This window comes from Glutamicibacter sp. (assembly GCF_050701915.1).
Lineage (GTDB): Bacteria > Actinomycetota > Actinomycetes > Actinomycetales > Micrococcaceae > Glutamicibacter.
The window spans coordinates 21998-32968 of record NZ_JBOGEG010000039.1; the positions used below are offsets into that span (position 1 = coordinate 21998).

The 10971-nt window shown below is 60.7% G+C and carries 14 protein-coding genes; 6 read left to right on the forward strand and 8 right to left on the reverse strand.

Going from position 1 to position 10971, the window contains the following annotated elements; all coding sequences use genetic code 11:
• Positions 1–4: 4 nt before the first annotated feature.
• From ACRDT3_RS16590 to ACRDT3_RS16605, 4 genes are all read right to left on the reverse strand, one after another.
• A complete protein-coding gene (locus tag ACRDT3_RS16590) occupies positions 5–916 on the reverse strand; it encodes an amino acid ABC transporter permease (RefSeq protein ID WP_431494038.1) in 912 nt (303 codons plus the stop codon).
• On the reverse strand, positions 913–1590 hold the full coding sequence (locus tag ACRDT3_RS16595) for an amino acid ABC transporter permease (protein ID WP_431494039.1): 678 nt from the start codon (positions 1588–1590) through the stop codon (positions 913–915). The genes ACRDT3_RS16590 and ACRDT3_RS16595 overlap by 4 nt, the downstream gene beginning before the upstream one ends.
• Positions 1591–1731: 141 nt before the next feature.
• The gene (locus ACRDT3_RS16600; protein ID WP_431494040.1) at positions 1732–2562 is read right to left on the reverse strand and encodes a glutamate ABC transporter substrate-binding protein; all 831 of its coding nucleotides are present in this window, start codon (positions 2560–2562) and stop codon (positions 1732–1734) included.
• 31 nt (positions 2563–2593) lie between these two features.
• Positions 2594–3325, reverse strand: a complete 732-nt coding sequence (locus ACRDT3_RS16605; protein WP_431494050.1) for an amino acid ABC transporter ATP-binding protein — start codon at positions 3323–3325, stop codon at positions 2594–2596.
• Positions 3326–3502: 177 nt separating this feature from the next.
• Between ACRDT3_RS16605 and ACRDT3_RS16610 the strand changes: the two genes are divergently transcribed.
• From ACRDT3_RS16610 to ACRDT3_RS16620, 3 genes are all read left to right on the forward strand, one after another.
• A complete protein-coding gene (locus tag ACRDT3_RS16610) occupies positions 3503–4288 on the forward strand; it encodes a TIGR00730 family Rossman fold protein (protein ID WP_431494041.1) in 786 nt (261 codons plus the stop codon).
• A gap of 3 nt (positions 4289–4291) precedes the next feature.
• The gene (locus ACRDT3_RS16615) at positions 4292–4636 is read left to right on the forward strand and encodes a DivIVA domain-containing protein (RefSeq protein WP_431494042.1); all 345 of its coding nucleotides are present in this window, start codon (positions 4292–4294) and stop codon (positions 4634–4636) included.
• A 123-nt stretch (positions 4637–4759) separates the two neighbouring features.
• The gene (locus ACRDT3_RS16620) at positions 4760–4927 is read left to right on the forward strand and encodes a DUF3117 domain-containing protein (RefSeq protein ID WP_013349509.1); all 168 of its coding nucleotides are present in this window, start codon (positions 4760–4762) and stop codon (positions 4925–4927) included.
• Between the two features lie 95 nt (positions 4928–5022).
• Here the strand turns inward: ACRDT3_RS16620 and ACRDT3_RS16625 are convergent, their stop codons facing one another.
• Positions 5023–5688: an O-methyltransferase gene (locus ACRDT3_RS16625; RefSeq protein WP_431494043.1), complete on the reverse strand. Its 666-nt coding sequence runs from the start codon at positions 5686–5688 to the stop codon at positions 5023–5025.
• A 138-nt stretch (positions 5689–5826) separates the two neighbouring features.
• Between ACRDT3_RS16625 and sigE the strand changes: the two genes are divergently transcribed.
• Positions 5827–6444, forward strand: a complete 618-nt coding sequence (gene sigE / locus ACRDT3_RS16630; RefSeq protein ID WP_431494044.1) for an RNA polymerase sigma factor SigE — start codon at positions 5827–5829, stop codon at positions 6442–6444.
• Between the two features lie 77 nt (positions 6445–6521).
• Positions 6522–6926: a sec-independent translocase gene (locus tag ACRDT3_RS16635; protein WP_431494045.1), complete on the forward strand. Its 405-nt coding sequence runs from the start codon at positions 6522–6524 to the stop codon at positions 6924–6926.
• 12 nt (positions 6927–6938) lie between these two features.
• Here ACRDT3_RS16635 and ACRDT3_RS16640 read toward each other — a convergent pair whose 3' ends face one another.
• The 3 genes from ACRDT3_RS16640 to ACRDT3_RS16650 are packed head-to-tail and all read right to left on the reverse strand — an operon-like array spanning position 6939 to position 9947.
• A complete protein-coding gene (locus tag ACRDT3_RS16640) occupies positions 6939–8042 on the reverse strand; it encodes an Mrp/NBP35 family ATP-binding protein (protein ID WP_431494046.1) in 1104 nt (367 codons plus the stop codon).
• A 3-nt stretch (positions 8043–8045) separates the two neighbouring features.
• Positions 8046–8654, reverse strand: coding sequence for a DUF1003 domain-containing protein (locus tag ACRDT3_RS16645; RefSeq protein WP_431494047.1), 609 nt, complete (start codon positions 8652–8654; stop codon positions 8046–8048).
• Positions 8655–8696: 42 nt separating this feature from the next.
• A complete protein-coding gene (locus ACRDT3_RS16650; protein WP_431494048.1) occupies positions 8697–9947 on the reverse strand; it encodes a magnesium transporter MgtE N-terminal domain-containing protein in 1251 nt (416 codons plus the stop codon).
• A 117-nt stretch (positions 9948–10064) separates the two neighbouring features.
• On the opposite strand from ACRDT3_RS16650, the gene ACRDT3_RS16655 reads away from it, so the two are divergent.
• The gene (locus tag ACRDT3_RS16655) at positions 10065–10940 is read left to right on the forward strand and encodes a general stress protein (protein ID WP_431494049.1); all 876 of its coding nucleotides are present in this window, start codon (positions 10065–10067) and stop codon (positions 10938–10940) included.
• The last annotated feature ends 31 nt before the right edge of the window (positions 10941–10971 follow it).

Below are 10971 nucleotides of genomic sequence, written 5' to 3' on the forward strand. Positions count from 1 at the left end.
GCTGCTAGGCCTTGGGATCGTTACGATCCTGGGTCATTGGCATGCCGAGATCGGCTGGAGCTCCGACCAATGCTGCGGCCGGGTTTGCAGGAGCCGTCTTGTCCTTCTTCACCCGGCTGCTCAGCCGGCGCGAGACCAGCACGGCAATCTTGCTCAGGGTGAAGTTGATGATGATGAAGATGGCTGCTGCCACGATCAGCGCCTGCAGGACGTTGCCGTTAGGCGAGGAGTAGGTGCGGGCGAAGAACAGCAATTCATTGAAGCTGATGATGTAGCCCAGCGCCGAGTCCTTCAAGATCACGACGAACTGGCCGATCAGCGCCGGCAACATGGACACCAGCGCCTGCGGAATCTCAATGTAGCGCAATGACATGCCGCGGGTCAGGCCGATGGCGATACCGGCTTCACGCTGGCCCTTAGGCAGGTTGTGCACGCCGGATCGGACCAGCTCCGCAACGACCGAGCCGTTGTAGAAGATCAGTGCCGCGACCACAGCCCACATCGCGGTATCTCCTGGAAGCTGCAAGGAGCGGGAGAAGAAGACGTTGAAGAACACGATCATCAGCAGCACTGGGACCGCACGGAAGAATTCGACGACCACGGTGGAAATCCCGTTGATCAGCTTATTCTGCGCCAAGCGGCCGACACCGAAGATCAGGCCGAAGATCACCGAGCCGATGATGCCCAAGACTGCGGCCTTGATGGTGTTCCACAGGCCTGGAAGCAGGTAGTTCTTCCAGGTGCTGCCTTCGATGAAGTCATCCCACTGGGAAGGCTGCATCTGATCCTTTGCCGCCAAGCCGAGAATGATCCATGCCACGATGCCCAGGGCAATCAGGGCACCGAGAATATTGACTGCCAGAATGCGGCGCCGGGCCTTTGGCCCGGGCGTATCAAACAGAATCGAGGCGCTCATCGTGCCACCGCCAGTTTCTTCGAGGCCCAAGTCGTCAACAGGCCTACCGGAATAACGATGATCACGAAGCCCACCGCGAAGGTCAAGAAGATCGGGATCACGATATCTGCACGGAACTCAATCATGGTCTTCATTACCGAGGAAGATTCAGTGGCTACCGAACCGACGGCTGCAACGGTGGAGTTCTTGATCAAGGCAATCAAGGTGTTGCCCAGCGGAACAATCGCTCCGCGGAAGGCCTGCGGCAAGATCACCAGGCGCGCTGCAGGCAGGAAACTCAGCCCGATGGCACGGGCAGCTTCTGCCTGTCCCAGCGGAACCGTGTTCACGCCCGACCGGATCGCTTCGCAGACGAACGCTGCGTGGTAGACGGCAAGGCCGACGACAGCCAGGCGGAAGAAGTTGCCCTGGAAGTCGCCGCTGAGCACGAATCCGAGCTGGCCGTAGAGTGCCAGCACGCAGAACAGGATGATGATGGTCAGCGGCGTATTGCGAACCAGGTTGACGTAGCTGGTGCCCAGGGCCTGGAAGCTCCCCACCGGGGAGATGCGCAGCAAGGCCAGGACAGTGCCCAGCACGAGGGCGCCAATGGCAGCCCAGAAAGTTAGTTGAATATTGACCCAGAAAGCTCCGGGAATGTCGTACTCAGTGAATATGGATAAGTAATTGTCCACTGCAAGCCTCTGTCTCGATGGCCGGAAGACCGGCCAAGTGGCTATGGGTCCGATACCTGCATTAGCCGGTTACCGGAGAAACGCAGATTGCAGATGGGGGCCAAACACGCTGCGTTTGGCCCCCATGCGCATCAGGTGCTGCTAGGCGCAGGAATCCGAAAGGGTTGGTGGGTTGGTCTCAGCGTTTGGCTTGTAACCGGTACCTTCGGTGTTCTTGTCCAGGGCCTTCTGCCACTCGCCGGACTCGATCATCTTGGTGATTGCTGCGTTGATGTCGCCGCACTTGTCGGTGCCATCAGGTAGGCCCACACCGTAATTCTCCTCGGTGAACGGTGCGCCAACAACCTTGAACTTGCCCTTGTAGGCAGGCTGTGCGGCCAGGCCGGCCAGGATGATGTCATCGGTGGTAACCGCGTCAATGGTGCCGCCGCTCATCTGCGTGGTGCACTCTGCGTAGCCCGGAAGCTCTTGCAGGTTGGTGTTCTTGGCGTAGTTGTCCTTGACCTTCTGCGCCGAGGTGGAACCGGTGACCGAGCAGAGGTTCTTGCCGTCCAGGTCTTCGGGGCCAGCGATATCCGAGTCAGTTGGAACCAGCAGGTCCTGGCCGGCGACGAAGTATGGCCCGGCGAAGTCGACAACCTTGTTGCGCTCATCGGTGATCGAGTAGGTTGCGAAGATCATGTCAACCTGGTCGTTCTGCAGCATGGTCTCGCGGTTGGCCGAGGGTGCCGATACGAATTCGATCTGGTCCTCGGTGTAGCCCAGTTCGGTGGCTACGTACTTGGCGACATCCACATCGAAACCGGTGTAGTTATTGCCGTCCTTGAAGCCGAGGCCCGGCTGGTCGTACTTGATGCCGATGCGGATCTTGTCGCCGTCGGCTTCGCTGTCGCCGGAGCCGCCACATGAAGTCAGGGCCAGGGCTGCGACGGCTGCCATTGCGGCTACAGTGCCGAAACGAGTCTTGCGCATTGTTCCTCCTATTGGATGCGTGATGATGAAATTAGTGGTTGGTGATCAGCTTGCCAAGGAAGTCCTTGGCACGGTCGGACTTGGGATTGGTGAAGAACTCCTCCGGCGTGGCCTGCTCGACGATCTGGCCGTCGGCCATGAAGATCACGCGGTCCGCTGCCTTGCGGGCGAAGCCCATCTCGTGGGTGACCACGAGCATGGTCATGCCTTCCTTGGCCAGGCCCACCATGGTGTCCAGGACCTCGTTGATCATTTCCGGGTCCAAGGCACTGGTTGGCTCGTCAAAGAGCATCACCTTGGGCCTCATGGCCAGCGCACGGGCGATCGCCACACGCTGCTGCTGGCCGCCAGAAAGCTGCGCAGGCAGTTTGCCGGCCTGATTGGCCACGCCCACGCGTTCGAGCAGCTGCATCGCCAATTTCTTGGCTTCGTCCTTCTTCATGCCCTTGACCTTCATGGGCCCCAGGGTGACGTTCTCCAAGATGGACTTGTGAGCGAAGAGGTTGAAGGACTGGAAGACCATGCCGACATCCGCCCGCAAATTGGCCAGTGCCTTGCCTTCGTCGGGAAGGGTCTTCCCATCAATCTTGATGGTGCCTTCGTCGATGGTTTCCAGTCGGTTGATGGCGCGGCACAGCGTGGACTTGCCAGAGCCCGAAGGGCCGAGGATCACAACGACCTCGCCCTTGGTCACTTCGAGATTGATGTCGTTGAGCACATGCAGCGCACCGTAGTGCTTATTGACCCCAGTCAGCTGGACGATAGGGCCGTCAGAAGAAGCTTGAGCCTGATGATCGCTTTTCATGTTGTAGACATTACTTGATGTGACGCCGACTACGCGACCCTTCGACCATGTCACACTTAGTTGTTATCAAACTGTTCTCCAATACGCGGTAGGTCACATCCGAAGATGCGCAGAAGTAACCGATAGAGTGAAGCTATGGTTCATCAGCGTAAGAGTGAAGAAAATGCCCGCGTAGGGCAAAAGCGCCACATCGAAGCGAGCTGGCCAGGAAAACAACCGGAAGACCAGCTTGACCACCATCTTCTGGAAAGTCCGCAGGCCGATGTCACGCACAGCGATGTGTGGCGTGTGCTGCGAATCCAATCGGAATTCGTCTCTGGCTTTGGAAATATGGCCGGCACCGGCCCTGCCATTGCCGTTTTCGGTTCGGCGCGCACCGATCCAAGCAGCCCGTACTATGCGATGGCCCAGCGTGTCGGCAGCCGCTTGGCCGAGGAGGGCATCACTACCATCACCGGTGGCGGCCCCGGCGCGATGGAAGCGGCCAACAAGGGCGCTGCGGACAAGAATGGCGTTTCGGTAGGCCTTGGCATTGAGCTGCCTTTTGAAACCGGGCTGAATGCTTCGGTGAACAAGGGCCTGAACTTCCGCTACTTCTTCGTGCGCAAGACGATGTTCGTGAAGTACTCGCAGGGCTTCATTGTGCTGCCCGGAGGTTTCGGCACCCTGGATGAGCTGTTCGAGGCGCTGACCTTGGTGCAGACCAAGAAGATCACCAGCTTCCCGATTGTGCTCGTTGGCAGCGAATACTGGGGTGGCCTGGTGGACTGGATGACCACAACGCTCGTTGCTGAAGGCACCATTTCGCCCGGTGACTTGAACCTGTTCACCATCACCGACGATCCGGATGAAGCGGTGGATCTGGTGCTGCGAGCGCATGAAGAAAACCAGAAGGTCGGCGACCTGGCGAAGGGCCAGTAGCCGATGCCATTTCTCCTGGTTGCCATCGCAGTATTGCTGGTGGGTGCTGTCGCGCTGCTGCTTTCCAGCCAGCGGAAGAATGTACCGGCAGGTCGCCACTTCGAATCCGCCGGGGAGCCCATTACGGGCTTGGTGGAGCACCAGGCGTCGTTGCCGCCGGTGCTGCTGGCCAAGAATCCGCGCGCTGAAGACGTGGAGAAAGTTCGCTTCTCCTTGGGCTTGCGCGGTTACCGCTGCGACCAAGTGGATGAGGTGCTCGATGTCCTCGCGGCAGAAATTACCGAGCTTGAGAATACGGTTCGTGACCTTGAGTCACGGCGTGTGATTAGCGACACGGGCGAAAATTAGTAATAATAAAAGATAAGTGTCCCAACTCAGCCGGGAATCCCTGCTGAGGATGGACTAGGCATTCGGTTGTATGCACGGCAAGCGCCAGTGCATGCGTTAGCCACAGACGAAGGGAACAGCTTAATGGCTGCTATGAAGCCACGCACCGGTGATGGACCAATGGAAGTCGCTAAGGAAGGCCGCAGCCTCATCTTGCGCCTGCCAATCGACGGAGGCGGACGACTGGTAGTCGAGTTGAACAACGACGAGGCAACCGAATTGCGTGAGTGCCTGCTCAAGGTAACTGAGTAAGCATGCCCAAGTTCTAGCTTGGCCGCACGAGTTGCTGGTGCGGCAATTGAGGACCGACAGAAATGTCGGTCCTTTGTCTTTCCCGAAATCAGCGGCTAGTGCCGGGTGGCGGCCTTGGCCGGCAGGACGGTGGCCGCAAACAGGCCCTGCTCGGTAGGGAACAGGTGGGTCTGCAAGCGCGGGTCCTCGCGCAGCATGCGCAGCGCATCGCGGGTCGTGACGGTCGAGGGGCGGCGAACCGCGGGCTTGGCCAGGCGATGCTCGTCAAAGGCGTTGTTCACTATGATCACCCCGCCGGTTCCCACCAGCCGCTTGGCCTCGGCCACATATTCGAGCAGCAGCTCGGCGCCGGCATCGATGAGCACCAGGTCATAGGCGTGGTCAGCCAAGCGCGAGAGCACGTTCTCTGCACGTTCGTTGATAATGCGGGCGCGGGCAGAGGGGATACCCGAATCGCGCAAGCCCTGGCACATCGCGTTGGCGTGCTCCAGGTCCGATTCGATCGCGGTCAACGTCATGGCGCTGCCCATGACCTCGAGCATCGCCAGCGATGCGACACCCACGCCCGAACCGATCTCCACGATATTGCGCGGCTGGCGCAGGGTGCACAGCATCTGCAGCATCGAGCGGCCTGCCGGATCGATGCAGCGCACGCCCAGGTCTTCCGCGCGCTCGCGAACCGAGGCGACATGCTCTGGTTCGTTGACGTGGGTCTGGGTGTAGGTCCAGCTCGCAAAGAGTTCTGGATTCATCGAAGGCATCGGCGGTGGTCCTCAAAGGTTGAATTGGCGTGGCCAGTATCAATCGTACCTACGTCGTTACCTGAAGTTGTTGAACTTGGAGGTTCTCGCGCAGGGGATTCTTAGCTTCAGCTCAGCTTCCCATTTCATACTTGTAGTGTGAACAATGCGCGAAGTGAAACAGTTTCTTCTACGGTGACTGCCGAAACCACGACTCCGACATGGGATCAGATGGTCCAAGAGCATGGGCAACGGGTTTTCCGTTTGTCCTACCGTTTGACTGGTAACCGCCAAGATGCCGAGGACCTCTCGCAAGAGGCATTCGTTCGCGCGTTCAAAGCATTGGAAAAATACACCCCGGGAACCATGGGAGGGTGGCTGCACCGCATTACCACCAACCTGTTCCTGGACCAGGCCCGGCGCAAGAGCAAGATCCGATTTGACCGTTTCGCCGAGGGATCCGAAGACCGGATGCCGGGCACCGCGGTGACCCCGGAACGCTATTTCGAATTCAACAACCTGGATGTCGACGTGCAAGAAGCCTTGCGCGCGTTGTCGCCGGAGTTCCGTGCAGCAATTGTCTTGTGCGATATGGAAGGCTTCTCCTACGAGGAAGTCTCACGCATCCTGGATGTGAAGCTTGGCACCGTGCGTTCACGCATCCACCGTGGCCGTGCCATGCTGCGTGACGCACTGGCCCACCGCAATCCAGCCAACCGTCCCGCCAAGACCATGTCGTTGCCGCGCATCCCGCGAGGCTTGCGCGCCGCTAGCTAGCCCCGTTCACCGCGTGTTCACCGTTGGCGTGGCGCGGTGACTTCGTTCGTGGCACTGGAACAAGGTAATCTTCTTACGTGGATCTTTTTGGTATTAATGGTGGCGAGTTTATCGTTCTCGCCGTGCTCGCGGTCGTTATTCTGGGCCCCGAAAAGCTTCCAGAGTACGCCAAAAAGCTAGCGAACCTGGTCAAGGAAGTGCGGCGCATGGCCAATGGGGCCAAGGAGCAGCTGCGCGAAGAAGTCGGCGACGAGGTTGCCGACATCGACTGGAAGAAGCTGGACCCGCGCCAGTACGATCCACGCCGAATCATCAAGGACGCGCTTGTCGATGAATTCGACGACGCCGTGAATGCCGCAAAGTCCTCCCCAGCCAAAACCGCGGCACCAGCCCCGGTGCGTACCGCCGTTCCTTCGGTCACCACGCAGCAATCGCAGCTCGGTGCCAACGAACCGGCGCCCTTCGACTCCGAAGCTACCTAGGCCGACAAGTCTTCAGAAGGACATCGGCAGCGATCGCCCGGCAAGCCCGCGCGGTCGCTGTTCCAATTTCCCGGCCAATTCACGCATCGCTGCTGCTGCCGGAGCCCCCGGGCTGCGAAGCACCGCCGGCTCGCCTTGATCCGAGCCCACGCGCACGGACTCTTCCAGCGGAATCCGGGTCAACAGCCCAACCGGGTAGCCCAGCTGCTGGCTCAGCGAATCGCTGAGCTTGGCCCCGCCGCCGGAGCCGAAGACCTCCATGCGCGACCCGTCGGGCAGCTGCAGGAAGCTCATATTCTCAACCACCCCGATCACCTTCTGATGGGTCTGCAAGGCGATGGTGCCGGCCCGTTCGGCAACTTCGGTGGCCGTGGACTGCGGGGTAGTGATCACCAGGAGCTCGCTATTGGGCAGCAGCTGGGAAACCGAGATCGCCATGTCCCCGGTGCCTGGCGGCAGGTCCAGGAACAAGTAGTCCAGGTCCCCGAAATAGACATCCGAGAGGAACTGCTCCAGGGCCCGGTGCAGCATCGGGCCGCGCCAGATCACCGGCTGGTTGGAATCCAGGAACATGCCAATGGAAATGACCTTCACGCCGTGAGCTACCGGCGGCAGGATCATGTCATCAACCCGGGTGGGGTTCTGCGAAATACCCATCAGCGAGGGAATGGAGAAGCCATGGACGTCGGCGTCGATCAGGCCAACCTTCAATCCCTGGGAAGCAAGCTGGCAGGCCAGATTCGCGGTAATCGACGACTTGCCCACGCCGCCCTTGCCGCTGGCCACGGCGATCACCCGGGTCAGGGAAGCCGGATCGGAGAACGGGGTGCGGCGGCTAGCCAGGGACTCGCGCAGATCCGCCCGCTGCTGGGGGGCCATGACGCCCAGGCTCACCTCGACGCGCTGCACCCCATCGACGGTGAGCAGGGCCGCGGTGGCCTCTTCCTCGATGGTGGAACGCATCGGGCAACCTGCGATGGTCAACAAGATCTTGACCTTGGCGGTGCCATCGGCAAGGCCAGCCGATTCCACCATGCCTAATTCGGTAATGGGCCGGCGAAGCTCCGGGTCGTTGACCTTTGCGAGGGCGGCTAAAAGTTCTGGCGTGATGCTCAATGCTTAGTTGTTCTTCCGGTGCTGGCTCTGCTGGGGCTTGACGGTTTCGATCATTCCGGTTTGCGGGTGGGAATTCTTATTGCCGCCCTTTTTCTTCGCGCGCAGGTGCAGCTCTTCGCCGTCAGAGGTTTCCAGCAGCTCTTCAAGCACATTGCGCAGTTCGGAACGCACGTAGTCGCGGGTGGCAACATCGCGCAGGGCCAAACGCAGGGAAGCCAGCTCGCGGGTCAGGTACTCGGTGTCGTACAGATTGCGTTCTGCACGGGCACGGTCCTCGGTCAGCGAGACGCGGTCGCGGTCATCCTGGCGGTTCTGCGCCAGCAGCAGCAGCGGAGCAGCGTAGGAGGCCTGCAAGGAGAGCATCAAGGTCAGCGCGGTGAAGCCGATGGTGGCATCGTCAAAACGCCAATTGATCGGGGCAACCGAGTTCCAGACCAGCCAGAAGGCACAGAACACCGTCATGTACAGCAGGAACGTCGGGGTGCCCATGAACCGGGCGAACTTCTCCGTGGCTGAACCAAAGAGGTCGGGGTTCGGGGAGAACCGGGGCCAGAAGCGTTGTCGTGCTGCAAGCGGGGTATCCAGGCCGTTACTCTTGCGCTGCTCAGCCATAGCTGGAACTCCTTTGCTGCTGATGGGTGGGTGGGGCGTTGGCTAGTCTTGGGAACGCCAGTCATCCGGGAGGATGTGGTCCAGCACGTCATCCACGGTGATGGCGCCTACTAGCCGGCCTTCCTTGCTCGTCACGCCGACGCTGGTGAGGTTGTAGGTGGCCAAATGGCGAACCACCTCGGTGATGTTGGCCAGATCCGACATCGGCTCCAGCTCCGTATCAAGGATATCGCCCAGCGGCTCCGGGGGAGCGGCACGCAGCAGCGCCTGGATGTGAACTTGGCCCAGGTAGCGTCCGGTCGGGGTTTCCAGCGGCGGACGCACCACATACACGGTGGAAGCAAGCGCCGGGCTCAATTCCTCCAGGCGCACCGAGGCCAGGGCCTCGGCGACCGTGGATTCAGGGGTCAGGATCACCGGAACCGGGGTCATGATCGACCCGGCGGTACCTTCCGGGTAGGCGAGCAAGCGGCGAACGTCTTTGGCCTCTTCCTCGTTCATCAGATCCAGCAGCTGGTGCTTGGTCTCTTCGCTGACTTCAGCCAGGAGATCGGCCGCGTCATCCGGGTCCATTTCTTCAAGCACATCCGCGGCACGTTCCAGCCCCAGGGCAGAAAGAATTTCCACCTGCTCGCGGTCCGGAAGTTCCTGGAGCACGTCAGCCAGGCGCTCGTCCTGCAGATGGGCCGCAATTTCCAGGCGGCGCTTTTCATTCATTTCGTGCAAGGCGTCAGCGAAGTCGGCAGGCTTCATCTCATCGTGGGCGGCCACGAAGGTGTCAGCGGACTGCGGTTCATTCTTCGAGCCGTGGCTGACCTCGTCCCAGGAGACCAGCACCTTGTTGCGGCGGCGCGAACGCAGGCCCAGCAGATTGGCGGTCGGTTCTCCACGCTGGACATAGTATTCGTTGATTTCCCAGTCGCCGCGACGGGTCTGCGCCAAACCGATATCCTCGATGACACCGCGCCCGGAACCGTCTACGAAGGTAATGGTGCGGTCGAACATTTCGGCGACAACCAGAATTTCCTGGCCGCGCTGCTGGAATCGGCGCATGTTCACCAGGCCGTTGCAGATCACCTGGTTGGCTTCCATGGACTGGATGCGGGTCATCGGAACGAAGACCCGCCGTTTGCCGGGGACCTCGACGACCAAGCCCACGCAGGCGGCGGGTTTCTTGGGGCCGCGAGAGACCACCACGACATCGCGTAAACGGCCTAGGCGGTCGCCCAAGGGGTCAAAGACATCAAGCCCGAGCAGTCGGGCGACGAAGATTTTAGACACTTGTGCGCTCACCTTCCTAGACTATCGCGTTCCAGGCCCGTTCCCGGTGTGCAAAGCCACAGGGCCAGTACTGTTTCTTTCACCCTCAGCGATAGTTGCTTCACAACTAGGCAGGCTCACAGTAAACCTGTGCACAATATAGATATGACCTCGCCTCATGGAGTAAATTCGATTAGCACCAGCGGCCTGCCGCGCGGAGAACTGCTTGGACGTTACACCAGCTATCTCGACGCGCAGAAGCTCGTGGATTACCTGGCCGATAATGATTTCCCGGTCGCCGCGGTAAGCATCGTCGGCAATGACGTACGCACCGTGGAGCGAGTCACCGCAAAACTTTCCTATCCGCGCGTGGCGCTGGCCGGCGCGGCCCAGGGCGGCATGATGGGCCTGTTCGTCGGCCTGCTTCTGACCCTCTTCGGCGGTGGCGGAAACGGTCTGTACCAGATTCTCTCCGCAATCGGCCTGGGCATGGCCATTTGGATGATCGCTGGCGTGATCAGCTATTCGACCCGTCGGGGCAAGCGCGATTTCGCGTCCTCCAGCCAGTTCGTGGCCACCAGCTTCGACGTGGTGGTGGACTTCGAGCATGCGCAGTCTGCCCGCACCCTGGCCTCCAAGCTGCCAATGCGCCCGCAGCAGGCACCCGCGCAACCAGCTGCCCAGACCCCGCAGCCGCAGGCACCTGCCGCAGCTGCCGTACCGTCAGCCCAGGCAGCCGCTGCAGCACCGGCAACCCCTGCGCAGCCGGCCGCCGAGGAAGAGCGCAGCTCGCAGTTCCCGGACCTGCCAGATGGCCGCCCGCGCTATGGCGTGCGCGTCAACGAGGCCAAGCCGGCTGCGCCAGCTGCTCCAGTCGAGCAGCCGGCCAAGGATGAAGCGGAAGCACCGGCCGCCGAGGCAAAGGAAGCGCAGGACCTGTCGGCCGTTGAGCCAAGGGTGGATACCTCGCAGCAGCCCCAGGCCCCGGTCCAGGAACCGGAGCCTCGCAAGGATCCTGAAGCCTGAGGTCCAGCTAGGCCCAAGAAAGGCCTGGGAG